The following is a 24,985-nucleotide window of genomic DNA, read 5'->3' as shown; positions in this document are numbered from 1 at the left end:
GGACACATACGGCCCGCCCACTCCGGTGTCGAACAACAGAACGGCCAGCACAGCCGCTCCCCGCAGACCGTCCACGGCGAGAAACCGCCGCCCACCCGCCTCCCGCTGCCCACCCTTCACCGCCACCGGGACCGGCTCGACCACGGGCGCCGGCGCGGGCGCGGGCTGGAGAAGCAGCACCGGGAGTCGGCCACCTGTGGCCGGCCACGCGACCGGAACCGACTCCGCGACCCTTCCCGCAGGGCCGGACGGCAGACGCCCGTGGCGTTCCTCGTTCGTCTCGGCCAGGTCCGGAAGCAGGAGGCGATGACGGCCTCGGCGGGTCGGCCGAGGAAGGAGGTACGGGAACCGGCGGGCGTACCGGCCGACGGGTCGGCGTGAAAGTCGAGGTTCCACCAGTACAGGCCGGCCATCTTTCGGTCCCGGGCGACCCGGCAGACCGCCTCGAACCAGCGTCGCTGAACCGTGGGACTGAGCTTCCCCCGCCCGTCCACACCGCCGGATGACGATAGGCACCGTCCTCGGCGATGATGCCGACCTCGCTCAGGACGATCCGGGGCAGCTCCGGTGCTCTTGCGGTCCAGCCAGCGCTGCCAGCCCTCGGCGATCTGACTGACGGAGGCGTCGTCCCCGAGCCGGGGGAGCGGGAAGTACGCGTCGATGCCCAGATGGTCGACGGGGACAGAGACATGCCGGGACACGTAGTCGTCCCAGTTGGCGTCATAGGACAGCTCACCGGACAACGCCCTGCGCGCCGCCACGACCACCGAACGCCAGCCCGGATCGTCCTCCAGCGACGTCGACTCCGCCCCGAGGACGAAAGTGGCCACGTGATGACGGGCCGCGAGGGTGAGACAGGGCGCGAGGAACGCCTCGTACGACCGGAACCAGGCCGCCCTGTCGGCAGGCGCGAGCGAACCCCGCCAGGCCAGCGGATCCCGGGCCACCAGGCTCCGCTCGTCGAGAAGCGCCGCAGAGTGACGCGCAACCCGGCCGCCGCCGCGGTGTCCATGAGCATCCCCAGCTGCCGTACGGAAGAGGTCCCGGCCGAGGCACCCACCGCGCTCGCCGTGGGGCCCGCGGCCACGAAGGGAAAAGTCACCGAGACCGCGTTCATGCGCTTGCCGACCATGTAGTTCACCAGGCGCAGCGCATTGGTGCGGACGGACGCGTCCGTTTCACCGGCGTGAATCAGCGGGCTGCGGGCAGCCAGCGCGTCGATACGGGCGGCGGCCTCACACCCCTCCTCCGTCAGCACGTCGACGCGCAGCGCGGGGAACCAGCTGATGCCCGTCACAGAGCGGCACACCCGAAGCCGGCCCCGAGTCACTCCCGCGTACACGGCCTCGATGGTCGGAGGCCCCCGTCAACACCGGTAGGCTCTTCACATGTCCGAACCGACCGGTGCCGCCCGCAGGCGCGGGCCCTTCAAGGTCGGGGACCAGGTTCAGCTGACCGACCCCAAGGGCCGCCACTACACGTTCACGCTCGAAGCCGGAAAGAACTTTCACACCCACAAAGGTTCCTTCCCGCACGACGAGCTGATCGGCGCACCCGAGGGCAGCGTTGTCCGCACCACCGGAAACGTCGCCTACCTCGCGCTGCGCCCCCTGCTCCCCGACTACGTCCTGTCCATGCCCCGCGGCGCCGCCGTGGTCTACCCCAAGGACGCGGGGCAGATCCTCGCCTTCGCCGACATCTTCCCCGGCGCACGCGTCGTCGAAGCCGGCGTCGGCTCCGGATCGCTCAGCAGCTTCCTGCTGCGCGCCATCGGCGACCAGGGAATGCTGCACTCCTACGAGCGCCGCGAGGACTTCGCCGAGATCGCCCAGGCGAACGTGGAGCGCTACTTCGGCGGCCCCCACCCCGCCTGGCAGCTCACCGTCGGCGACCTCCAGGACAACCTCAGCGACACCGAGGTCGACCGCGTCGTCCTCGACATGCTCGCCCCCTGGGAATGCCTGGAGGCCGTCTCCAAGGCACTCGTCCCCGGCGGCATCGTCTGCTGCTACGTGGCGACCACCACCCAGCTCGCCCGGACCGTCGAGTCCATCCGCGAGATCGGCTGCTTCAACGAGCCGAGCGCCTGGGAGTCGATGGTCCGCAACTGGCACATCGAAGGCCTCGCCGTCCGCCCCGACCACCGCATGATCGGCCACACCGGCTTCCTGCTCACCGCCCGCCGCCTCGCCGACGGCGTCGAGCCGCCCATGCGCCGCCGCCGCCCCTCCAAGGGCTCCTACGGTGAGGACTACTCCGGCCCCAACGCCGACGGCGGCAACGGCCGCTGACCGCATCAACGCACGGACACCGTGGCCGAGTTCCCGCAGTTCACCGGGAACTCGGCCACAACGCTTTCCCGTTGACACCCCACCGGCACCAGGGCTGACACCAAGCACCACGCGCCCCGCCGTTCCCCCGCACTGTGACGTGTGGCACTATGCGGGACACCCCACCGGCACAGCCCTCATCGGGAGACACTCCGAGTGCAGCAACCCGCCGTCCCGGAACTCGCACACACGCACACCCGCCCCATCCACTGGCTCGCCACGGCCACCGCCCTCGCCGGCGTCGTCGCCCTCTCCTCGGCCCTCCAGCCCGGCTCCGCCACCGCGGCCCAGGCAGCCGGCCCCACGGGAAGACCCGCCGCGGCCGCGGCGCCCCCCGACCCCACCGGAGTCGACTTCCCCCTCCACTGCGGCCCGCTCCCGATTCTCGTCCAGGGCAGGGCCACCGGCGACCTCGACGGAGACGGCAGACCCGAAACGGTCGCCTCCGTGCGCTGCGACGCAGGATCCGGCACCCCGCCCAACGGCGTGTACGTCCTCACCCGGGCCACCGACGCCGAGCGCCCCCGGGTCGTCGCGACCCTCGTCGACCCCAAGGACCACCTCAACGTCACCGACCTCACCGTCAGTGACGGCGCCGTGACGGCCACCCTCCTCGGCTACTCGTCCCTCGACGTCCCCAGATGCTGCCCCGACGTCGACGAGCGCGCCAAGTGGCAGTGGAAGGACGGAGCGTTCCTCCGCTCGACACCCGCCGGCGCACTCGGCGCGTGATCCGCCGCAAGTGATCGACAGGCGGCCACCCGGCATCCGTACGGAGAACAGCCTGTGAGAAACCAGACAACAATCAGGACGAGAATCAGTCAGTGATAGCGCGGAGTGATCGGAGCATCACTCCGCGTCCGGACCGAAAACCTCGACCCTGTCCGAAACTCGACGTACGTGAATACAGTCCCCCGGGCACTCCTTCGCGGAGTCCACCACGTCCATCAGCAACGGCAGCGGAACCGGCGTCGTCGCCCCCGGGGCCTGCAACAACTCATCCCCGGGACTCTTCACATAGGCCAGCCCGTCGATGTCCAGCTCGAACACCTCCGGCGCGTACTGGACACAGATCCCGTCCCCCGTACACAGGTCCTGATCGATCCAGACCTCCAACGCCTCACCGTCGGCCACGGCGCCATCCTGCACAGTCATATCCCCTGCCGTTTCTGTCCCGAGCAAGACAATCCGACGGCAAGTCGGCCCAGCTCTGACGGGTGTTGAACAGTTCGACCCTACCTCCGGCCGCTTCCCAACCGCGTTCTGTGGGTATCCCCCTGGCGTGAGGGAGAGCGCAAGGGTGAAGATCGGACACACCTCGACAGTCTTTGTGATCTAGGGGTTTCAATCGACACCCACCCAGGTAGGGTCTGGAAGCGTCCAGCTCCCCTTGGAGGAGGTGAGGACCGTGGCAGCCCACGACGACGACATGAACCGCGGCATCCGCCCGGGACGAGGGTCCGACGACCCGTCCGGGCAGGTTGCCTACCTTGAGCAGGAGATCGCCGTCCTGCGGCGCAAGCTCGCCGACTCTCCGCGACACACGAGGATTCTCGAAGAGCGGATCGTCGAACTGCAGACCAACCTGGCCGGCGTGTCCGCACAGAACGAGCGGCTCGCCAACACACTCCGAGAGGCCCGCGACCAGATCGTGGCCCTCAAGGAAGAGGTCGACCGGCTGGCACAGCCCCCGGCCGGCTTCGGAGTCTTCCTGGAAGCCAACGAGGACGGCACAGCCGACATCTTCACCGGAGGCCGCAAACTCCGCGTGAACGTCAGCCCCAGCGTCGAGCTCGAAGAGCTACGCCGCGGCCAGGAAGTGATGCTCAACGAAGCACTCAACGTGGTCGAGGCCATGGAGTACGAGAGCGTCGGCGACATCGTCACCCTCAAGGAGATCCTCGAGGACGGCGAGCGCGCCCTGGTACAGGGACACACCGACGAGGAACGGGTGGTACGGCTCGCCGAGCCGCTCCTGGACGTCGTCATCCGCCCTGGCGACGCCCTCCTGCTCGAACCGCGCTCCGGATACGTCTACGAGGTCGTACCGAAGAGCGAGGTCGAGGAACTGGTCCTCGAAGAAGTACCCGACATCGGCTACGAGCAGATCGGCGGTCTGGGCAACCAGATCGAAATGATCCGCGACGCGGTCGAACTCCCATACCTTCACCCCGACCTCTTCAAAGAGCACGAGCTCAGGCCACCCAAGGGCGTCCTGCTCTACGGGCCCCCCGGCTGCGGAAAGACACTCATCGCCAAGGCCGTCGCCAACTCGCTGGCCAAAAAGGTCGCCGAAGTCACCGGCCAGGCCCAGGGCAAGAGCTTCTTCCTCAACATCAAGGGCCCCGAACTCCTCAACAAGTACGTCGGCGAGACCGAGCGACAGATCCGCCTCGTCTTCCAGCGTGCTCGTGAGAAGGCCAGCGAGGGCACCCCCGTCATCGTCTTCTTCGACGAGATGGAATCCCTCTTCCGCACCCGCGGATCCGGCGTCAGCTCGGACGTGGAGAACACCATCGTCCCGCAGCTGCTCGCCGAGATCGACGGCGTGGAAGGCCTGCAGAACGTGGTCGTGATCGGCGCCTCCAACCGCGAGGACATGATCGACCCCGCCATCCTGCGCCCCGGCCGCCTGGATGTGAAGATCAAAATCGAACGTCCGGACGCGGAATCCGCCAAGGACATCTTCCAGAAATACCTCACCGACCGCCTCCCGCTGCACCCCGAGGACGTGGGGGAGCACGGCGGCGACAAGGTGGCCACGGTCCAGAGCATGATCCAGACCGCCGTGGAACACATGTACACGGAATCCGAGGAGAACCGCTTCCTGGAAGTCACCTACGCCAACGGTGACAAGGAAGTCCTCTACTTCAAGGACTTCAACTCCGGAGCCATGATCGAGAACATCGTGGGCCGGGCCAAGAAGATGGCGATCAAGGACTTCCTCGACCACAAGCAAAAGGGCATCCGCGTCTCCCACCTCCTCCAGGCCTGCGTGGACGAGTTCAAGGAGAACGAGGACCTCCCCAACACCACCAACCCCGACGACTGGGCCCGGATCTCCGGAAAGAAGGGCGAACGGATCGTCTACATCCGTACGCTCATCACCGGAAAGCAGGGCGCGGACACCGGACGCTCCATCGACACGGTGGCCAACACCGGCCAGTACCTGTAAAAAACCGGGTGGCTGCGGGTGCCCTCACCGGGTACCCGCAGCCAACTGTTTTTCAGGCCACAGCCGGAGCGAGGCAATGACGCAAATGATCTCCCCACCAGCGCAAAGGCGTTCTAGGCTCATTCGTACCGCCGAGTCGCGCAGTGCGGGGACGGGCACCGCACACGCACCGGAGCACCACCGGTACTTGAGCGGCGTCCCCGACCGAGGACACCGCCGGGCAAGGAGGGCCGCATGACCGTACGGCGAGTAATGGGCATCGAGACGGAGTACGGGATCTCCGTCCCCGGCCACCCGAACGCCAATGCCATGCTTACCTCGTCCCAGATCGTCAACGCCTACGCGGCGGCGATGCACCGGGCCCGCCGGGCCCGCTGGGACTTCGAGGAGGAGAACCCGCTGCGCGACGCGCGAGGCTTCGACCTCGCCCGAGAAGTCGCCGACTCCAGCCAGCTCACCGACGAGGACATCGGCCTCGCCAATGTCATCCTCACCAACGGCGCACGGCTCTACGTCGACCACGCACACCCCGAATACAGCGCCCCCGAGGTCACCAACCCCCGCGACGCCGTCCTCTGGGACAAGGCCGGCGAGCGGATCATGGCCGAAGCAGCCGAGCGCGCCGCCCAGCTCCCCGGCGCCCAGCCGATCCACCTCTACAAGAACAACACCGACAACAAGGGCGCCTCCTACGGCACGCACGAGAACTACCTGATGAAGCGGGAGACCCCCTTCTCGGACATCGTGCGCCACCTCACGCCGTTCTTCGTCTCCCGCCAGGTCGTCACCGGCGCCGGCCGCGTCGGCATCGGCCAGGACGGCCACGAACACGGCTTCCAGCTCAGCCAGCGAGCCGACTACTTCGAGGTCGAGGTAGGCCTGGAGACGACGCTGAAGCGCCCGATCATCAACACCCGGGACGAACCCCACGCGGACGCGGAGAAGTACCGCCGCCTCCACGTGATCATCGGCGACGCGAACCTCTCCGAGATCTCGACCTACCTGAAACTGGGCACGACAGCCCTGGTCCTCTCCATGATCGAGGACGGCTTCATCGCCGTCGATCTGGCCGTCGACCAGCCCGTACGCACCCTCCACCAGGTCTCCCACGACCCGACGCTCAAACGCCTGGTCACGCTCCGCAGCGGACGCACACTGACCGCCGTGCAGCTCCAGATGGAGTACTTCGAACTATCGCGCAAATACGTCGAGGAACGGTTCGGGGCCGACGCCGACGACCAGACGAAGGATGTCCTGGCCCGCTGGGAAGACACCCTCAACCGCCTGGAGAACGACCCCATGAGCCTCGCCGGCGAGCTCGACTGGGTCGCCAAGCGAGAACTCATGGAGGGCTACCGGCGCCGGGACGACCTCGACTGGGACGCCGCCCGGCTGCATCTGGTCGACCTCCAGTACGCCGACGTAAGGGCCGAGAAGGGCCTCTACAACCGCCTCGTGGCCCGTGGCCGCATCAAGCGGTTGCTGGACGAGGACGAGGTCGAGAGGGCCCGTACGAAGCCCCCGGAGGACACACGCGCCTACTTCCGCGGACGCTGCCTGGAGCAGTACGCGGACGATGTCGCCGCGGCCTCCTGGGACTCGGTGATCTTCGATCTGCCGGGCCGGGACTCGCTCCAACGCGTCCCAACCCTGGAGCCGCTTCGCGGAACGCGTAATCACGTGAAAGAGCTCCTGGACCGCTGCCGCACGGCAGAAGACCTGGTCAGGGTCCTGTCAGGCCGCTGAGAGGGCCTTATGGCCCCAGCGGCCCGGCAGGGTGGAAAGTGTGGCGTCCGGGAATCATCGAGGTGGTTCCCGGACGTTGTAGCAACAGCGGGGCCAATGTCGGACCCTGCTTGTAGGGTCTGATCAAGAACGTCGAACCGAGCGGGGTGAGGGTTATGGCGACCAAGGACACCGGCGGCGGACAGCAGAAGGCGACGCGCAGCACCGAGGAGGTCGAGGAGGCACCCGAGGCACAGGCCTCCGAGGATCTCAAGGAGCGCCAGGAGAAGCTGAGCGACGACGTCGACTCCGTCCTGGACGAGATTGACGATGTCCTCGAGGAAAATGCTGAGGATTTCGTTCGAAGCTTCGTCCAAAAGGGCGGCCAGTAAGCCGGCTTTTCCTTCGATTGGAAGGTAGGGCTGCGGGGGAGTTCGCGAGTGCCAGATGAGCAGGACTCGAAGCGATGTTCGCGGTGTCAGAAGGAGAGGCCGCGAACCGTCTTCGCGAGCAACAAGTCCATGCGTGACGGTCTCCAGGCGTACTGCCGGGAGTGCTCTGCCGAGTACTACTGGCAGCGCCAGGAGGCGAAAGGGCGGCGGGTGCGTGAAAAGGTGCCCGTTCCGCCTGGCTGCAAGCACTGTCGGGGCTGCGGCGAGGTCAAGCCTCACAGCGACTGGCATCGGAAAAGCAGCGCTCCCGGCGGTCTGGCGAGCCGCTGCAAGACCTGCAAGGCGGCCGCTGGGCCGGCTGGCCACCTCCGTCGGAAGTACGGCCTCACCGAAGCCGGACGTGACGAGTTGATCGCCTCTCAGAAGGGCGTCTGCTGTATCTGTTTTGCAGCGTCGGCTGTCCAGGTTGATCACTGCCACAACACGGGTAGGGTCCGAGGCGTACTGTGCTTCAACTGTAATTCCGGCCTCGGCCTGTTGAGGGATGACCCCGACGCGATGTACCGAGCTGCCGATTACCTGGAAGGAAACGCGTGGAAGCCAACACTCGTAGCACCGGGCGTCTACCGGCTGCCTTCCTGACGCCTGGGTCGTCGTCCTTCATGGACTTTCTGTCGGACCATCAGCCGGAGATGCTCCCAGGCAGGCGGCAGTTGCCGCCCACCCAGGGTGCGATCGAGGCGCCGCACGGCACGACCATCGTGGCCGTCACCTTCCCGGGTGGTGTCGTCCTTGCCGGTGACCGGCGGGCGACCATGGGGAACGTCATCGCGCAGCGGGACATCGAGAAGGTGTTCCCGGCGGACGAGTACTCGGCTGTCGGGATCGCCGGCACCGCCGGCCTCGCCGTCGAGATGGTCAAGCTGTTCCAGCTGGAGCTGGAGCACTTCGAGAAGGTGGAGGGTGCGCAGCTCTCGCTCGAGGGCAAGGCGAACCGGCTGTCCACCATGATTCGTTCGAACCTCGGTATGGCCATGCAGGGTCTTGCCGTGGTGCCGCTGTTCGCCGGGTTTGATGTGGACCGGGGGAAGGGGCGCATCTTCTCGTACGACGTGACGGGTGGGCGTTCCGAGGAGCACGGTTACGCGGCGACGGGGTCGGGGTCGATCTTCGCCCGCGGTGCGATGAAGAAGCTGTACCACCGTGATCTGAGTGAGGCGGACGCGACGACGCTGGTGATTCAGGCGTTGTACGACGCGGCGGACGACGATTCGGCGACGGGTGGTCCTGATGTCGCGCGGCGGATCTATCCGATTGTCACCGTGATCACCGAGGACGGTTTCCGCAGGCTGACGGACGAGGAGGGTGCGGAGATCGCTCGTTCGATTCTGGAGCGGCGTCTTGAGCAGCCCGACGGTCCGCGTGCTTCGCTGCTCTGAGCTGTTGGGGTGCGGAGGCTTGTAGTGCCTCTGGTTGTTCAGGTGGTCCAGTGACTTCGACAGATTTGACAGGAAGGGACGGTTAATTCGGTGTCGACGCCGTTCTATGTCTCACCCCAGCAAGCGATGGCCGACCGGGCGGAGTATGCCCGTAAGGGCATCGCGCGTGGTCGCAGCCTGGTTGTGCTGCAGTATGCCGATGGCATCGTGTTCGTCGGCGAGAACCCGTCCCGTGCGCTGCACAAGTTCAGCGAGATCTATGACCGGATCGGCTTCGCGGCTGCCGGTAAGTACAACGAGTACGAGAATCTGCGGATCGGTGGTGTGCGGTATGCCGATATGCGCGGGTACACGTACGACCGTGCCGATGTGACGGCTCGTGGTCTGGCGAATGTGTACGCGCAGACGCTGGGCACGATCTTCTCTTCGGCGGCGGAGAAGCCGTACGAGGTGGAGTTGGTGGTGGCCGAGGTGGGGGAGACCTCTGACGGTGACCAGATCTACCGGCTTCCGCACGACGGGTCGATCGTCGATGAGCATGGTTCGGTCGCGGTCGGTGGTAATGCCGAGCAGATCAGTACTTATCTGGATCAGCGTCATCAGGACGGCATGTCGTTGGCCGAGGCGTTGAAGCTGGCGGTTCAGGCGCTGTCGCGCGATACGAACGGTACCGAGCGGGAGATTCCGGCGGAGCGGCTGGAGGTGGCGGTGCTGGACCGTACGCGTCCGCAGAAGCGGAAGTTCAAGCGGATTGTCGGGCGTCAGCTGGGGCGGTTGCTGGAGGCCGGCGGTGCGACTACCGAGGCGGAGAGCGCCGAAGAGGAGTAGTTGTCCGGTGGGCGGTTGTGTTCCGCCTTCTGTTTTCTGAATTTCGCACCCCGGTCGCTTCTGGCGGCCGGGGTGCGGGCGTTGGCGGGGGTTCAGGGGCGGCTGCGGGGTGGTGCTGTGGAGCCTCGTACGACGAGTTGGACGGGGATGTCGCCCTGGGTGGGGGTGCGGCCGTCGAGGACGGCGAGGAGGGCTTGCATGCCGCGTTCGCCGAAGAGTTCGGCGTCGAGTCGGACGGTGGTGAGTTCGGGGTCGATGGCGGTGGCGAGGGCGAGGTCGTCGAGGCCGGTGACGGAGAGGTCGTCGGGGATGCGCAGGCCGAGGCGGCGGATGGCTTTGTAGGCGCCGGTGGCGAGTTTGTCGTCGTCGCAGACGAGGGCGGTGGGGTGGGGGCCGGGGCCGGTGAGGGCGGCTGTGGTGGCCTGTTGGGCGCCTTCGATGGTGATGGGGGCATAGATGGTGCGCAGGGCGGTGCCGGGGACGGTGGCGAGGCGTGTGGCGAGTTCGTGGGCGCGTACGGCGAAGGTCCAGGAGGGGATGTCGGCGGCGAGGTGGAGGAAGTGGCGGTGGCCGAGGGTGAGGAGGTGGTCGGCGACCTGGCGTACGCCGTCGGCGATGTCGAGGTTGACGGTGGCGGCGCCGAGGCTGCCTCGGGGGTCGCTGTCGAGCATGACGAGGGGGAGTTGGTCGCCGCGGATGGCGGTGAGGGCGTCGGCGGCCATGGAGGAGGCGATGACGCCGTCGAGGGCGGCCTGGGCCGAGTGGAAGGGGTTGGGAATCTGAGGGGCCCGTGGGGGCCTTCCTTTGAGGGTGGTGGTGGGAGACGGGCGGGCGGCGCCGATGCCTTCGGGGGAGGGGTAGAGGACGACGCCGAAGCCGTGTTCGGCGGCGATGCGGGCGGCTCCGGTGTAGACGCCGGCGAAGAACTCGGTGGTGAGGACGGGGACGACGAGGAGGACGGTGCGGGTGTGGCCGAGGCGTAGGTTGCGGGCGGCGAGGTTGGGGCGGTAACCGAGGTCGCGGGCGGCGGTGCGTACGCGTTCGGCGGTGGTTTCGGAGACGCGGCCGCGCCATTTGTCGCCGAGGACGAGGGAGACGGCGGCCTGGGAGACGCCTGCGGCCCGGGCGACGTCGCGGCTGGTGGGTCGGGTGCTGCCTCGTGCCACCGTGGGCCTGTCTTTCGTGTGGACGTGCGGACTGGGCACATGGTACGTATGACGGGCGACGTTATACGTACAACTTCCGGCGTCGCGGTTGACGGGAAGGGCTGGTCATGGCGGCGGGATACCTGGAGATCCTCAGGGCGCGGCATGCGGTGCGACTGCTCGTGGGCACCCTGGTGGGCCGGTTGCCGAACGCCACGGCGGCGATCGCGATCGTGCTGTTCGTCCGGGCGGAGGGCGGCACCTACAGCCTGGCTGGCGGGCTCGCGGCCGCGTACGGGGTGGCGAACGCCGTGGGGCAGCCGCTGCTGGGGCGGCTGGTGGACCTGTACGGGCAGCCGCGGGTCCAGTTGTCGGCGGCGCTCGTGTCGGCGTTCGGTATGGGGGCGTTCGCGTTCACGGGCACCGATCCGCTGCCGCTCGCCTATGCCGCCGTGCTGGTCGCCGGGCTATTCACGCCTCCACTGGAGGGCGGTCTGCGGGCGCTGTGGCCCTCTGTCCTGCGTAAGGAGGAGCAGGTGCACACCGCGTACGCGATGGACGCGGTGGCGCAGGAAGTCATGTTCACCGTGGGGCCGCTGCTGGTGACGCTGTGCGCCTCGCTGTGGTCGGCGCGGGCGGCGTTGCTCGTGCTGAGCGTGATCGGCGTTCTGGGGGCCCTTTCCGTGGTGCTGTCGCCGCCTTCGCGGGCGTGGCGTTCGGCGCCGCGTGAGGCGCACTGGCTGGGCGCGCTGCGTTCGCCGGGGCTGCTGGTGATGCTGGGGGCGTTCCTGTTCGTGGGGATCGCGCTGGGGTCGATCACGGTGGCGTCGGTGTCGTACGCGGACGGTCATGGCGGGGACACGGTGTACGGCTGGCTGATGGCGGCGGTGGGGCTGGGGGCGTTGCTGGGCGGGACGGTGTACGGGGCGCGGCAGTGGGGTGGGCCTGCGGAGCGCCGGTTGACGGTGCTGGTGGGGTTGCTGGCGGTGTGTTATCTGCCGTTGACGCTGATGCCGGGTGCGGTGGCGATGACCTTGCTGATGGTGCTTGCCGGTGTGTTCCTGGCGCCGGCTCTCGCGTGTGTGTTCGTGCTGGTGGATCGGCATGCTCCGCAGGGGACGGTCACCGAGGCTTTCTCGTGGCTTGTGACGACGTTCACCGTGGGTGCGTCGCTGGGAACGGGCCTTGCGGGGCCGGTCGTCGAGTGGGGCGGAACGTTGTGGGGGTTCGTCGTGCCGGGGGGTGCGGGGGCCGTGTCTTTCCTGGTTCTGCTGGTCACCGGGCGGGTGCTGGCGGTGCCCTCGGAGGGTGCGGTGGTTGCGGTCTCATCGGAAAATGATCCAAACCGTGCTGTCGGATCCCGTTTCAGCTCGGGGGATCGGGCGTAATGTTCAGTCATGGACCGCCGCATTTTCGGGCTGGAGAACGAGTACGGCGTCACGTGTACGTTCAGGGGACAGCGGCGTCTGTCTCCCGACGAGGTGGCTCGGTACCTCTTCCGCCGTGTCGTGTCATGGGGCCGTAGCAGCAATGTCTTTCTGCGAAACGGCGCACGCCTCTATCTTGACGTGGGATCACATCCGGAATACGCGACACCGGAATGTGACAACGTGACGGAACTCGTCACGCACGACAAGGCCGGCGAACGCATTCTCGAAGGACTCCTGGTGGACGCCGAACGACGCCTGCACGAGGAAGGAATCGCGGGCGACGTCTACCTCTTCAAGAACAACACGGACTCGGCGGGCAACTCGTACGGTTGCCACGAGAACTATTTGGTGGCCCGACACGGGGAGTTCTCCCGGCTCGCGGACATCCTCATTCCGTTCCTCGTCACCCGCCAGCTTCTGTGCGGTGCGGGCAAGGTGCTGCAGACGCCGCGCGGTGCCGTGTACTGCGTGAGTCAGCGGGCGGAGCACATCTGGGAGGGGGTCTCCTCGGCGACGACCCGGTCCAGGCCGATCATCAACACGCGTGACGAACCGCACGCGGACGCCGAGCGTTACCGGCGGCTGCATGTGATCGTGGGCGACTCGAACATGTCGGAGACGACGATGCTGCTGAAGGTCGGTGCCACCGACCTCGTGCTGCGCATGATCGAGGCGGGCACGGTGATGCGGGATCTGACGCTGGAGAACCCGATCCGGGCGATCCGCGAGGTCAGTCATGACATCACGGGCCGCCGCAAGGTGCGGCTGGCCAGCGGCCGGGAGGCCTCGGCGCTGGATGTGCAGCGCGAGTACTACGAGAAGGCCGTGGACTTCGTCGAGCGGCGCGGTATCCGTACGGGCACGGTCGAGCAGGTGCTGGAGCTGTGGGGTCGGGTGCTCGACTCCATCGAGGCCGAGGATCTGGACCGGATCGGTACCGAGATCGACTGGGTGATGAAGTACCAGCTCATCGAGCGGTACCGGGCCAAGCACAATATGACGATGTCGCATCCGCGCGTCGCTCAGATAGACCTCGCCTATCACGACATTCACCGCAGGCGGGGTCTTTACTACCTGCTGGAGAGGAAGAACCAAGCCGCCCGGATCTGCAACGACTTGAAGATCTTCGAGGGCAAGTCGGTTCCGCCGCAGACCACTCGGGCGCGGCTGCGTGGTGACTTCATCCGGCGGGCTCAGGAGCAGCGCCGTGATTTCACCGTCGACTGGGTGCATCTGAAGCTCAACGACCAGGCGCAGCGCACGGTGTTGTGCAAGGACCCGTTCCGCAGTGTCGACGAGCGGGTGGAGAAGTTGATCGCCGGTATGTGAGATTTGCGGCCGGATGTTCCCCCACTCTCGAATGCGCTCGAGCGGGAGGGGCCCCACCGGAACGCAACGCGGGCGCCGTACGTTTTCCGTACGGCGCCCTTCGCACGCCGTAGAGTTGCGCGCACGCCAGCAACACAAGATCGACACCGATACGAGGCTTTCACCGTGCGCCGACGCTCAGTTCTCCTTGCCGTACCTGCCGGACTTGTCACGCTCGCCGGATGCGGCGACGAGAAGTCCGACAAGAGCAAGGCCAGTGACAGCAGTCCCTCTCCGTCGGGTGCGTCAGCCGCGCCGGCGCCGAAGATCGTCGACGGTCCGTTGCCGGCGATCACCGCGGGGGTGAAGTTCGGCGAGAAGCCGACCGTGGCGAAGGCCAGTGGTGAGCCGTCGAAGGATCTCGCGGTGAAGACGCTGATCGCGGGCAACGGCAAGACGGTCGTGGAGAACGACTTCGTCGTGGCGAACTACCTGGGTCAGGTCTGGGAGTCGGGGAAGGTCTTCGACAACTCGTACGACCGGGGGACCGCGCTGGTCATCCAGCTGGCGCAGGGCAAGATCATCGACGGCTGGCGGTACGGGTTGACGGGCCGGAAGGCCGGCAGCCGGGTCATGATGGCCGTGCCGCCGACGTGGGGCTACGGCAAGCAGGGCAACCCGCAGGCGGGGATCAAGGGCACCGACACGCTGGTCTTCGTCGTGGATGTCGTGGACACGTTCAACTCGAAGAGCTCGGCGAAGGGCAAGGTCGTCCCCCAGGACGACGCCGCGCTGCCGAAGGTCGGTACGAACACGGACGGCGCGGCCCCCTCGATCGAGGTCCCGAAGTCCGCCCCGCCCACGAAGCTGGTGGCGAAGTACGTCATCGAGGGCGACGGCGCGGTGGTCAAGGAGACCGAGTCGGTCCTCGTGCAGTACAAGGGCGTGCTGTGGGACACGGGCAAGGAGTTCGACTCGTCCTACAAGAGCGGGCAGCTGGTTTCGTTCGGGCTGTCGCAGGTCGTGAAGGGCTGGGCGCAGGGTCTGGCCGGCAAGAAGGTCGGCAGCCGCGTGATGATCTCCATTCCGCCGGCCCTGGGCTACGGGGACAACCCGCCGCAGGGCAGCGGTATCGAGAAGGACTCCGTACTGGTGTTCTCCGTGGACATCCTCGCGAAGATGTGAGCCCTCCGGGGAGGTCGGCCTGGCGCGGGCGGCACCGCGTCCGGGATGAAAGACTGTCCTTGTTGCCTTTGTTCATTCACCAGCAGGAGCCAGAGACGTGAGCATCGAGAAGCCCGAGATCGACTTCCCCGAGGGCGAGCCGCCGGCGGACCTTCAGATCAAGGACATCTGGGAGGGCGACGGCGCCGAAGCGGTGTCGGGTCAGAACGTCACCGTCCACTACGTGGGCGTCGCCTTCAGCACGGGCGAGGAGTTCGACGCCAGCTGGAACCGGGGCACCCCGTTCAAGTTCCCGCTGGGCGGCGGCCGGGTCATCAAGGGCTGGGACAAGGGTGTGCAGGGCATGAAGGTCGGCGGCCGGCGCGAGCTGACCATCCCGGCCCACCTCGCCTACGGCAACCAGAGCCCCACGCCGGCGATCAAGGCGGGCGAGACGCTGATCTTCGTGGTCGACCTGATCGCGGTCTGACCGTCCGGTCCGACTGTCGTACGGCGGCCGAATGGGATCGGAATCAGGCCGGATCGTCGTACGAGACAGGTACGGGGTCTGACCGAAGTCGATCATCCGGGGTCCATGCCTGTCCGGGCATGGGCCCTCGGCTTTTGCCGCGCCACTTCGGAGCGGTACGGTCATCCGTCGTAAGCACCATAGGGAAGACGAAGGGCGTCGATGGCCATTGCCAAGGCCGAGCGGCTGATGAACCTGGCGCTGTGTCTGCTCGGGACGCGCCGGCCGCTGAGCAAGCGCGAGCTGCGTGACTCCATCGAGGCCTATCTCGAAGCGGGCAGCGACGACTCCTTCAACCGGATGTTCGAGCGCGACAAGGACGATCTGCGCGAACTCGGGCTGGTCATCGAGACGGTGGAGAACCTCGACGGCGAGGTCGGCTATCGCGCCGGCCGTGACAGCAACCGGCTGCCGCCCATCACCCTCGACGCCGAGGAGGCCGCCGCCCTGGGCCTGGCCGCGAAGGTCTGGCAGCAGGCACGCCTCGCCGGTGCGGCCAGCGGCGCACTGCAGAAGCTGCGCGCGGCCGGACTGCCCGAGGACGTCGACCCCTACGAGGCTCATGGCGCCCTGGAGCCGCGTATTCCGGTGCACGAGGCCGCCTTCGAACCGCTGATGCTGGCCTGCCGGGACCGCCGCCCGGTCGTCTTCGACTACCGCAAGGCCACCGCCGTCCGCCCGGAGCCCCGTCAGGTGGAGCCGTGGGCGCTGGAGTGCTGGCGCGGCCACTGGTATCTGGCGGGCTGGGACCGCGACCGGGGCGCCGAACGGGTGTTCCGGCTCTCCCGGATCACCGGCAAGGTCCGCAGCCGCAGCGCGAAGTTCACCGCCGAGGTGCCCGATGTCGTCACGGTCCGCGAGACCGTCGCCAGTTGGGCGGGGGAGACCGCCGACCGTTCCGCGCTGATCCGACTGCGGACGGGCGCCGGCTACCCCCTTCGGGCGAAGGCGTCGGCGGTGCGGGAACTCGGCGACGGCTGGGACGAGTTGGAGATTCCGTACGGGCACGGGCTGGATGCCTGGCTCGTGGAGTTCGGGCCGGACGTGGTGGTCGTGGAGCCGGCCGAGCTGCGTTCCGACGTGGTGGACCGGCTGCGTGCCGTGGCCAAGGGCTGAGGGGGAGCGCAAGCAAGTGGCAGGCAAACCGGCCAGGCCCGTGAACGCCATCGACCAGACGCGACGCATGTTGTCCCTGGTGACCTACCTGCGCGAGCGGCCCGGCGCGCGCGTCGGTGATGTGGCCCGCGCGTTCGGAATCACCGAGGACGAGCTGGTCTCGGACCTGGACGTGCTGCCCATGTGCGGCACCAGCTTCCGCGGCGGCGATCTGCTCGACATCGACACCGACGGCGAGCGGATCTGGTGGCACAACCCCGCCGCCCTCGGCGAGGAGGCCGCCGAACCGCTCAGGCTGGCCGCCGACGAGGCGACCGCGCTGCTCGTCGCCGCCCGCGCGGTGTCCACCCTGCCGGGACTGCGCGAGAGTGACCGGCAGGCCCTGCTGCGGGCCACCGCCAAGGTGGAGACGGCGGCCGGCGAGGCCGCCGGGGCCAGCGCGCGGCTTTCGGTGACCTTCGAGTCGGAGGGCGGGGTGTTCGCGGACGTCGACCGGGCGATCTCCGAGCGCCGCCGCCTGTGGATCCGCTACTACTCGCCCGCGCGCGACGAGCTCACCGAACGGGAGATCGACCCGATCCGCCTGGTCAGCGTCGGGCACACCTACGTCGAGGCCTGGTGCCGACGCTCCGAGGCGCGTCGGACCTTCCGCCTTGACCGGGTCGCCGAGATCAAGATCCTCGACGAGCCGGCCGCGCCGCCCGAGATAGAGCTGCGGGATCTGTCGGAGGGGCTGGTGCAGCCCGCCGCCGAGGATCCCGAGGTGGTGGTCGAGGTCGGCCCGGGCGGGCGCTGGGTCGCCGAGTACTACCCGCACGACAGCGCGGATGAGCTTCCCGAGGGCGGGCTGCGTATCACCCTGCGCACCCCCGATCCGGCGTCGCTGCGGCGCCTGGCGCTGCGGCTCGGCCGTGACGGACGCATCGTCTCGCCGCAGGATCTCGCGGACAGTGCCCGGCTGGCCGCCCAGGAGGCGCTGGCGGCGTACGACGCCCCGCCGGCCGGCCCCCGGACACCGGCGGCGGGCGGGCCTGGGGGGCATGGGGGTCAGGACGGGTTGTACGGCGGACGGGAGCAGGGGTGTTGAGCGAGTCTCCGATGTCAGGTGTGCGGGACATGACTGTGGCGGCCGCCTTCGCGGGCATGCGGAGGGTGGCGCCCGTGGTGTTCCGGGCCGCCTGTCCGGACTGTCGTGGCAACTTCGAGCTCACCGCGAGTGCTTTGCGCCTGGCGATCGGTGGTTCCAGTCGGACCACGTTCTACTCCTTCACCTGTCCCGACTGTGATGTGACCGTTCGTAAACCGGCTGGTGAGCGTGTGGTGGAGTTGCTCACCGGGGGTGGGGTCAGGACTCTGCGGCTGGCCGGGCCTTCCTGAGGGGGCGCTGCGGGATGTGCGGTTCGGGTGGTGCGGGGTGGGGTTTTCGCCCCCGCCGCCCCTACCCGTCCCGTTCCTTTCTGGGGGCTGCGCCCCCAGGCCCCCGCTGTCGGCCCTCAACGGGGCCTTGTCCTCAAACGCCGGACGGGCTGAGAGGGGGGCTAGGCTCGGGGGCATGTTCTGGCCGATGTTCGCTGTCGCTGTGGGGTTTCTCGGGATTGCTGTTCTTGGTGTGCTTGCCGTCCGGGTTTTTCTGGAGGCGCAGCGGCTGGGGAGGCAGGTCGCGGAGTCGGCGCGGCGTATCAATCGGGCCGCCGAGGATCTGGAACGGGCCGCCGCGCACACGGCACGTTCCGTTGATGCGTTGTGACCGTCCGGCGGCTCTTCTGTGAATCCATGGGTTGATGTGTTTTGGGCGACTTCGCCCTGTCACGTTGTCGGGGTCGGCAGGTACGCTCTCATCGCGGCCGGAAAACGAGGCCCGGACCGCAAACCGGGAGTACGCACAGGGATTGCCTCAGGTTTACCCCCGAGAGTTACGATCGCTGTGAATACGACGGTCGGACACATGTCCGGACGATCGGACAGCACCCCCATCCAGCCGCCTCGGTGAGAAGGTAAAGAAATGTTCGGAAGGCTCGGAGCTCCCGAGATCATTCTCATCCTCGTCGTCGTCATCCTGTTGTTCGGCGCGAAGAAGCTTCCGGACATGGCGCGGTCGCTCGGCAAGTCCGCGCGCATCCTGAAGAGCGAAGCCAAGGCGATGAAGGCGGAGGGCCAGGAAACCGCCCCCGCCGCTCCGCCGCACACCGACGAGCAGTCCCCGGCCCAGCGCACCATCAAGGCCGCCCCCGGTGACGTGACGAGCTCGCGCCCGGTCACCGAGCCGACGGACACGACCCAGCGCTGACGCTGACGCAAGGCCGGACACCTCCGGCCCTGCCGCACGAGATGAGGACGTGGGTTGCTCAAGTCTGCCCGCAACACGGAGGAGAAGGCGAGGGATCCCGAGGGGCGGATGCCCCTCGTGGAGCATCTCCGCGAGCTCCGCAACCGGGTCGCGAAGGCCATGCTGGCCATCGTGATCGTCACGGTTGTGGCCGCCTTCTTCTACAACGACATCATCAACTTCTTCACCAAGCCGGTGCTTGATTCGGTCGGATGCCCGTCATCCTTCTCCGAGCTGGCGAAGCAGCAGACTCAGCGTGGCAACCCCTGCGCGAAGATCACGATCAACGGTCTGCTCGCACCCTTCACGCTCGCGCTGAAGGTGTCGCTGATGGCCGGCGTCGTGCTCGCCTCGCCGGTCTGGCTCTACCAGCTCTGGGCGTTCGTCGCCCCGGGCCTGCACAAGAACGAGAAGAAGTACGCGTACGCGTTCGTCGCGTCCGGCGTTCCGCTGTTCCTCGGCGGCGCCTACTTCGCCTACCGGGTGCTCCCCACCACCGCGAAGGTTCTGATCGAGTTCACGCCGTTCGACGTCGACAACCTGCTCCCGCTGGACGACCTGCTCGACCTCGTCACGCGCATGGTGATCGTCTTCGGTCTCTCCTTCGAGCTGCCGCTGCTGCTGATCATGCTCAACCTCACCGGGATTCTCACCGGTAAGCGCATGGCCAGTTGGTGGCGCGCCATGATCATGGGCATCACGGTGTTCGCGGCGGTCGCGACGCCCAGTACGGACCCGCTGACCATGATGGCCCTCGCCGGACCCATCTGGGTCCTGTACTTCGGCGCGGTGGCCTTCTCCCTCACGAACGACCGACGCAAGCGCCGACGTGACGAGGCGGGCCCCGGCGACGACGAGGCCTCCGACCTGGACCTCACCCCCGAGGAAATCGGCGAGGTCGAGACCGTCTCCGCCCACCGCGCCCTGCCGGAACAGACGGGCACGGACCGGGTCAACGGCTACGACGACGTGACCTGACGCTTCTCCTCAAAACCCTGGCGCGGAGGCGGCCGGGGCGCCCACCCGGCGCCCCGGCCGCCTCCGCGTTGCCTGAGCTGCGCGGATCCCGTGTTTCCCAGGCATCGATCCGGATAATGATCGTCCTGTTGTCAGTGGGGGCCGGTAGTCTCGAAAGCACGATGACAGAGGACCTCTCACCGGCCGAGCGGTATGCGGCAGCACGCAAGCGCGCTGTCGAGCAGGCCACCGCGCTCGCGTCCTTCCGCGAGATGTACGACTTCGGCCTCGACCCCTTCCAGATCGAGGCCTGCCAGGCGCTCGAAGCCGGGAAGGGCGTGCTGGTGGCCGCCCCCACCGGATCGGGCAAGACGATCGTCGGCGAGTTCGCCGTCCATCTCGCCCTCCAGCAGGGCAAGAAGTGCTTCTACACGACGCCCATCAAGGCGTTGTCGAACCAGAAGTACTCGGACCTGTGCCGTCGTTACGGCGCGGACAAGGTGGGCCTGCTCACCGGCGACAACAGCGTCAACTCCGATGCCCCGGTGGTCGTGATGACCACCGAGGTGCTGCGCAACATGCTGTACGCGGGCTCGCAGACCCTCCTGGGCCTCGGCTACGTGGTCATGGACGAAGTGCACTACCTCTCCGACCGCTTCCGCGGCGCCGTGTGGGAGGAAGTGATCATCCACCTTCCCGAGTCGGTCACCCTCGTCTCCCTGTCGGCGACCGTCTCCAACGCCGAGGAGTTCGGCGACTGGCTCGACACCGTACGCGGCGACACCCAGGTGATCGTTTCCGAGCACCGGCCCGTGCCCCTCTTCCAGCACGTGCTCGCCGGACGCCGGATGTACGACCTGTTCGAGGAGGGCGAGGGCAGCAGGAAGGCCGTCAACCCCGACCTCACGCGGCTCGCGCGGATGGAGGCCAGCCGGCCTTCTTTCCAGGACCGCAAACGCGGACGCGCCATGCGCGAGGCCGACCGTGAGCGGGAGCGCAGGTCGCGCTCACGCGTGTGGACGCCCGGCCGTCCCGAAGTCATCGAACGGCTCGACGCCGAGGGGCTGTTGCCCGCCATCACGTTCATCTTCAGCCGCGCGGCCTGCGAGGCCGCCGTACAGCAGTGCCTGTACGCGGGACTGCGGTTGAACGACGACGAAGCGCGGGAGCGGGTGCGGGCCGTCGTCGAGGCGCGCACCGCGTCCATCCCCACCGAGGACCTGCACGTACTGGGGTACTACGAGTTCCTGGAGGGCCTGGAGCGAGGTATCGCCGCCCACCACGCGGGCATGCTGCCCACGTTCAAGGAGGTCGTCGAGGAACTCTTCGTACAGGGCCTCGTGAAGGCGGTGTTCGCCACCGAGACCCTCGCGCTCGGCATCAACATGCCCGCACGCTCGGTCGTGTTGGAGAAGCTCGTCAAGTGGAACGGCGAACAGCACGCCGACATCACCCCCGGCGAGTACACCCAGCTCACCGGCCGCGCCGGCCGCCGCGGCATCGACGTCGAGGGTCATGCCGTCGTGCTGTGGCAGCGCGGGATGAGCCCCGACCACCTGGCGGGACTGGCCGGCACGCGCACGTACCCGCTGCGTTCCAGCTTCAAGCCGTCGTACAACATGGCGGTCAACCTCGTGGAACAGTTCGGTCGGCACCGCTCGCGCGAGCTGCTGGAGACCTCGTTCGCGCAGTTCCAGGCAGACAAGTCGGTGGTCGGGATCTCCCGGCAGGTGCAGCGCAACGAGGAGGGTCTGGACGGCTACAAGGAGTCCATGACCTGCCACCTGGGCGATTTCGAGGAGTACGCGGCACTGCGCCGCGAACTCAAGGACCGGGAGACCGATCTGGCCCGGCAGGGGGCCGCCCAGCGGCGCGCCGAGGCCGCCGTCGCGCTGGAGAAGCTCAAGCCCGGAGACATCATCCACGTCCCCACCGGCAAGTACGCGGGTCTCGCCCTCGTCCTGGACCCCGGGCTGCCCGCCGGCCGGTCCAACGGCCACCGCGGTTTCGAGCAGCACGACGGCCCGCGCCCGCTGGTGCTGACGTCCGAACGGCAGGTGAAGCGGCTCGCGTCCATGGACTTCCCGGTACCCGTCGAGCCGTTGGAGCGGATGCGGGTCCCCAAGTCCTTCAACCCGCGTTCGCCGCAGTCCCGTCGCGACCTCGCGTCCGCGCTGCGCACCAAGGCCGGGCACATCCCGCCCGAGCGGGCTCGCAAGCAGCGGTCCCAGGCGGCCGACGACCGCGAGATCGCCCGGCTGCGCACCGCGATCCGCGCCCACGCCTGCCATGGCTGCAACGACCGTGAGGACCACGCTCGTTGGGCCGAGCGCTACTACCGGCTGCTGCGCGACACCTCGCAGCTGGAGCGGCGCATCGAGGGCCGCACCAACACCATCGCCCGTACGTTCGACCGCATTGTCGCCCTGCTCACCGAGCTGGACTATCTGCGCGCCGACGAGGTGACCGAGCACGGCAAGCGGCTCGCCCGGCTCTACGGCGAGCTGGACCTGCTGACGAGTGAATGCCTGCGCGCGGGCGTGTGGGACGGGCTGTCGCCCGCCGAACTCGCCGCGTGCGTCTCGGCGTTGGTGTACGAGTCCCGGGCCGCCGACGACGCGATGGCGCCGAAGGTGCCCTCCGGCAAGGCCAAGGCCGCGCTCGGCGAGATGGTCCGCATCTGGGGCCGGCTCGACGCACTGGAGGAGGAGTTCCGGATCACCCAGAGCGAGGGCGTCGGCCAGCGTGAGCCCGACCTCGGCTTCGCATGGGCGGCCTACGAGTGGGCTTCCGGCAAGGGCCTCGACGAGGTGCTGCGCGAGGCGGAGATGCCGGCCGGTGACTTCGTGCGGTGGTGCAAGCAGGTCATCGACGTCCTCGGACAGATCTCGGCCGCCGCACCGGTGTCCGGCGGCGAGTCGTCGACGGTCGCGAAGAACGCGCGCAAGGCCGTGGAGGGGCTGCTGCGGGGGGTTGTGGCCTACTCGTCGGTGGGGTAGCCCCCGGCGGTTCGGCCTGTTGTGGTTCGGCCTGTTGTGGTTCGCCGGGTCGGAGTCGGAGTGGGGCTCGTGGGGTGCGGGCGACCGGCGGGGCGTGTGGGGGTGGGATGCGGGTCAACTCGCCTTGGCCCCAGGGTGGCCGCCCGGCGGAGGCGCACACCGGGCGGCCCGCCCTGCCTTCGGCAGGGCCCGCCGTGGTCAGGGGCGGCTGTTCAGGTACGCGCGCCAGCCTCCGTACGCCGTGATGTCCTCGGCGCCTTCGAGAGCCGCCGGTTCGCACAGGAAGCCGGGTACGTGCGTGCCGTCGGCGAGTTCGACGCGGCCCAGCGTCATCGGGCGGGGCAGGGCGGCGAGGAAGTGGCCGAGGCCTTCGGCGGGGAGGCGCCACACCTCTGCCGCGATGGCCGCTCCACCGGTTTCCCCTTCTCCTTCCCCTTCGCCCACGTGGACGAGGCCCGGCTTCGGTGGGGTCGTGGGGAGGGCGTGCAGCCGGTAGACGGGGGCTGTCGTGGTCGCACGTTCCAGTCGGGCGCCCAGAGCCAGGAGTTGGGGGTTCAGCGGCTGGCCCGCGAGATGCGCGCCGACCACCGCGAGGCGGGCCTCGGGCTGCAACAGGCGGGCGATCGTGGTGAGCCGGTCGTCGGTGAACGCCGGACCGATCAGCATCACGCCGAACGGGAGACCGTCGACCTCACCCGCGGGAACGGCGACCGCGGCCAGGTCGAAGAGGTTCGTGGAGTTCGTGAAACGGCCCAGCCGGGCATTGGCGCCCAACGGATCGGCGGCGACCTCCGCAAGGGTCGGCTGACCGGGAGCCGTGGGCAGCAACAGTGCGTCCGCGTCGGCCAGTTCGGCGAGTGCCCGGGTGCGCAGGGCGGCCAGCCGCTCCTGGTCGGCGTAGAGCTGGTGGGCGGGGATGTCGCGGGCGCGGGTGATGATGCCGGCGACCGTGGGGTCCAGGGTCGCGCTCGCCTCACCCCCCTCGGCGAGCAACTTGTCGACAAAGGCGCCCACGGCTGTGTAGCGCTCCGCGACGAACGCGCCCTGGTACAGCATCGCGGCCGCCTCGGTGAACGGGGTGAGGTCGAGCTCCTGCACGGAGACGCCGGCCGTGCGGAGCTGGGTCACCGCGGCCTCGTACGCCTGTGCCCAGCCCGGGTCGAGTTCGCCGAGTTGGGCGAGCGGCGGGACCGCCACGCGCCAGGGGCCGGGGGCGCGTTGGGGGAGGGGCGGGAGGTCGCGGGCGGGCGGGGACGCCATGTGCGCGAGTGCCTGCTCGGCCTCGGGGAGCGTACGGGCGAAGACGGTCACACAGTCGAGGGACGCGCAGGCCGGGACGACGCCGGTCGTGGGGACCAGGCCTCGGGTGGGCTTGAGGCCGACGATGCCGTTGAAGGCGGCGGGGACGCGGCCGGAGCCTGCGGTGTCGGTGCCGAGGGCGAAGTCGACGAGGCCCAGTGCCACGGCGGTGGCGGAGCCGGAGCTTGAGCCGCCGCTGACGCGGGTCGGGTCGTGGGCGTTGCGGACGGGGCCGTAGGGGGAGCGGGTGCCGACCAGGCCGGTGGCGAACTGGTCGAGGTTGGTGGTGCCGAGGAGGAGGGCGCCGGCGTGCCTCAGGCGGGCGACCACGGGAGCGTCGGCCTCGGGGTGGTAGGCGTAGGCGGGGCAGCCGGCGGTGGTGGGGAGGCCCTGGACGTCGATGTTGCCCTTGGCGGCGAAGAGTTTGCCGGCGAGGGGGAGGTGGTCGCCTGCGGCTAGGCGGGCGTCGATGGCGCGGGCCTCGGTCTCGACCTCGGGCTGGGGGCGCAGGTCGATCCAGACCTCGGGGCGGTCTACGGTGGCGATGCGGGCGTAGGCCATGCGGACTCGGGTGAGGGTGGGGGTCGACATGGGTGCTCCTTTGTCGGCTGCGGGCTGGTTCTGGCTGTTTGTTTCGCCCCCGCCGCCCCTTCCCGTCCTGTCCCTGGGGGCTGCCGCCCCCAGACCCCCGCTTCGAGCCCTGAAGGGGCCTCGTCCTCAAGCGCCGGACGGGCTGGGTATTTCAGCCTCTCCGGCGTTTGAGGAGCGAGGGTTCGGGGGCGGAGCCCCCGAGGACGGGACGGGTAGGGGCGGCGGGGGCGAG

24 protein-coding genes are annotated in these 24,985 nt (G+C 68.4%); 20 read left to right on the top strand and 4 right to left on the bottom strand.

Annotated features, from left to right (window positions below):
- Positions 1–116 precede the first annotated feature (116 nt).
- Positions 117–947 carry a glycoside hydrolase family 113 gene (locus ADL01_RS27130; RefSeq protein ID WP_053744641.1) on the bottom strand — a complete coding sequence of 277 codons (831 nt, stop codon included), beginning with the start codon at positions 945–947 and terminating at the stop codon, positions 117–119.
- Positions 948–977: 30 nt separating this feature from the next.
- Between ADL01_RS27130 and ADL01_RS44905 the strand changes: the two genes are divergently transcribed.
- The 3 genes from ADL01_RS44905 to ADL01_RS27120 all read left to right on the top strand — a co-directional run bounded on the left by ADL01_RS44905 (position 978) and on the right by ADL01_RS27120 (position 3,062).
- Positions 978–1,136: a hypothetical protein gene (locus ADL01_RS44905; RefSeq protein WP_159049640.1), complete on the top strand. Its 159-nt coding sequence runs from the start codon at positions 978–980 to the stop codon at positions 1,134–1,136.
- A gap of 252 nt (positions 1,137–1,388) precedes the next feature.
- Positions 1,389–2,291 (top strand): tRNA (adenine-N1)-methyltransferase, encoded by a 903-nt coding sequence (locus ADL01_RS27125; RefSeq protein WP_053744640.1) that lies wholly within the window; start codon positions 1,389–1,391, stop codon positions 2,289–2,291.
- Positions 2,292–2,486: 195 nt separating this feature from the next.
- Positions 2,487–3,062: a hypothetical protein gene (locus ADL01_RS27120; protein WP_053744639.1), complete on the top strand. Its 576-nt coding sequence runs from the start codon at positions 2,487–2,489 to the stop codon at positions 3,060–3,062.
- A gap of 117 nt (positions 3,063–3,179) precedes the next feature.
- Here ADL01_RS27120 and ADL01_RS27115 read toward each other — a convergent pair whose 3' ends face one another.
- Positions 3,180–3,485, bottom strand: a complete 306-nt coding sequence (locus tag ADL01_RS27115; protein ID WP_053744638.1) for a ferredoxin — start codon at positions 3,483–3,485, stop codon at positions 3,180–3,182.
- A 253-nt stretch (positions 3,486–3,738) separates the two neighbouring features.
- Between ADL01_RS27115 and arc the strand changes: the two genes are divergently transcribed.
- The 6 genes from arc (at position 3,739) to prcA (ending at position 9,889) form a co-directional block, all read left to right on the top strand.
- A complete protein-coding gene (arc, locus tag ADL01_RS27110; protein WP_006376864.1) occupies positions 3,739–5,505 on the top strand; it encodes a proteasome ATPase in 1,767 nt (588 codons plus the stop codon).
- A 234-nt stretch (positions 5,506–5,739) separates the two neighbouring features.
- Positions 5,740–7,251 carry a depupylase/deamidase Dop gene (gene dop / locus ADL01_RS27105; RefSeq protein WP_420719742.1) on the top strand — a complete coding sequence of 504 codons (1,512 nt, stop codon included), beginning with the start codon at positions 5,740–5,742 and terminating at the stop codon, positions 7,249–7,251.
- Positions 7,252–7,406: 155 nt separating this feature from the next.
- On the top strand, positions 7,407–7,622 hold the full coding sequence (locus ADL01_RS27100) for a ubiquitin-like protein Pup (protein ID WP_030606474.1): 216 nt from the start codon (positions 7,407–7,409) through the stop codon (positions 7,620–7,622).
- Positions 7,623–7,751: 129 nt separating this feature from the next.
- Entirely contained in the window at positions 7,752–8,264 is a 513-nt protein-coding gene (locus ADL01_RS42615; protein ID WP_078960779.1) for an endonuclease VII domain-containing protein, read from the top strand.
- Positions 8,216–9,061 (top strand): proteasome subunit beta, encoded by an 846-nt coding sequence (prcB, locus tag ADL01_RS27095; RefSeq protein ID WP_053744636.1) that lies wholly within the window; start codon positions 8,216–8,218, stop codon positions 9,059–9,061. Before ADL01_RS42615 ends, prcB begins: the two co-directional genes overlap by 49 nt.
- Before the next feature lie 90 nt (positions 9,062–9,151).
- Positions 9,152–9,889, top strand: a complete 738-nt coding sequence (gene prcA / locus ADL01_RS27090) for a proteasome subunit alpha (RefSeq protein WP_053744635.1) — start codon at positions 9,152–9,154, stop codon at positions 9,887–9,889.
- A 92-nt stretch (positions 9,890–9,981) separates the two neighbouring features.
- Here prcA and ADL01_RS27085 read toward each other — a convergent pair whose 3' ends face one another.
- Complete coding sequence (locus ADL01_RS27085) at positions 9,982–11,055, bottom strand: LacI family DNA-binding transcriptional regulator (protein ID WP_053744634.1); 1,074 nt, start codon at positions 11,053–11,055, stop codon at positions 9,982–9,984.
- Positions 11,056–11,162: 107 nt separating this feature from the next.
- Here ADL01_RS27085 and ADL01_RS27080 point away from each other — a divergent pair, with 107 nt between their 5' ends.
- From ADL01_RS27080 to ADL01_RS27030, 11 genes are all read left to right on the top strand, one after another.
- Positions 11,163–12,422, top strand: coding sequence for an MFS transporter (locus ADL01_RS27080; protein ID WP_053744633.1), 1,260 nt, complete (start codon positions 11,163–11,165; stop codon positions 12,420–12,422).
- 9 nt (positions 12,423–12,431) lie between these two features.
- Positions 12,432–13,793, top strand: a complete 1,362-nt coding sequence (gene pafA / locus ADL01_RS27075; protein WP_053744632.1) for a Pup--protein ligase — start codon at positions 12,432–12,434, stop codon at positions 13,791–13,793.
- Between the two features lie 165 nt (positions 13,794–13,958).
- Entirely contained in the window at positions 13,959–14,957 is a 999-nt protein-coding gene (locus ADL01_RS27070; RefSeq protein ID WP_053744631.1) for an FKBP-type peptidyl-prolyl cis-trans isomerase, read from the top strand.
- 97 nt (positions 14,958–15,054) lie between these two features.
- Positions 15,055–15,426, top strand: a complete 372-nt coding sequence (locus ADL01_RS27065) for an FKBP-type peptidyl-prolyl cis-trans isomerase (protein ID WP_053744630.1) — start codon at positions 15,055–15,057, stop codon at positions 15,424–15,426.
- A 201-nt stretch (positions 15,427–15,627) separates the two neighbouring features.
- Entirely contained in the window at positions 15,628–16,581 is a 954-nt protein-coding gene (locus ADL01_RS27060) for a helix-turn-helix transcriptional regulator (RefSeq protein ID WP_053744629.1), read from the top strand.
- 16 nt (positions 16,582–16,597) lie between these two features.
- The gene (locus ADL01_RS27055; RefSeq protein WP_078960778.1) at positions 16,598–17,668 is read left to right on the top strand and encodes a helix-turn-helix transcriptional regulator; all 1,071 of its coding nucleotides are present in this window, start codon (positions 16,598–16,600) and stop codon (positions 17,666–17,668) included.
- Complete coding sequence (locus tag ADL01_RS46665; protein WP_053744650.1) at positions 17,665–17,958, top strand: hypothetical protein; 294 nt, start codon at positions 17,665–17,667, stop codon at positions 17,956–17,958. Before ADL01_RS27055 ends, ADL01_RS46665 begins: the two co-directional genes overlap by 4 nt.
- 175 nt (positions 17,959–18,133) lie before the next feature.
- On the top strand, positions 18,134–18,328 hold the full coding sequence (locus ADL01_RS27045) for a hypothetical protein (protein WP_053744627.1): 195 nt from the start codon (positions 18,134–18,136) through the stop codon (positions 18,326–18,328).
- 255 nt (positions 18,329–18,583) lie between these two features.
- A complete protein-coding gene (tatA, locus tag ADL01_RS27040; RefSeq protein WP_053744626.1) occupies positions 18,584–18,868 on the top strand; it encodes a Sec-independent protein translocase subunit TatA in 285 nt (94 codons plus the stop codon).
- Positions 18,869–18,922: 54 nt separating this feature from the next.
- Positions 18,923–19,885: a twin-arginine translocase subunit TatC gene (tatC, locus tag ADL01_RS27035; protein WP_053744625.1), complete on the top strand. Its 963-nt coding sequence runs from the start codon at positions 18,923–18,925 to the stop codon at positions 19,883–19,885.
- A 116-nt stretch (positions 19,886–20,001) separates the two neighbouring features.
- Entirely contained in the window at positions 20,002–22,863 is a 2,862-nt protein-coding gene (locus ADL01_RS27030) for a DEAD/DEAH box helicase (RefSeq protein WP_053744624.1), read from the top strand.
- A 198-nt stretch (positions 22,864–23,061) separates the two neighbouring features.
- Here the strand turns inward: ADL01_RS27030 and atzF are convergent, their stop codons facing one another.
- Entirely contained in the window at positions 23,062–24,753 is a 1,692-nt protein-coding gene (atzF, locus tag ADL01_RS27025) for an allophanate hydrolase (RefSeq protein ID WP_053744623.1), read from the bottom strand.
- Positions 24,754–24,985 lie beyond the last annotated feature (232 nt).

The organism is Streptomyces sp. NRRL WC-3618 (assembly GCF_001280005.1).
Lineage (GTDB): Bacteria > Actinomycetota > Actinomycetes > Streptomycetales > Streptomycetaceae > Streptomyces.
The sequence above is the reverse complement of the archived record's forward strand: the minus strand, read 5'-3'. Positions and strand labels throughout refer to the sequence as shown.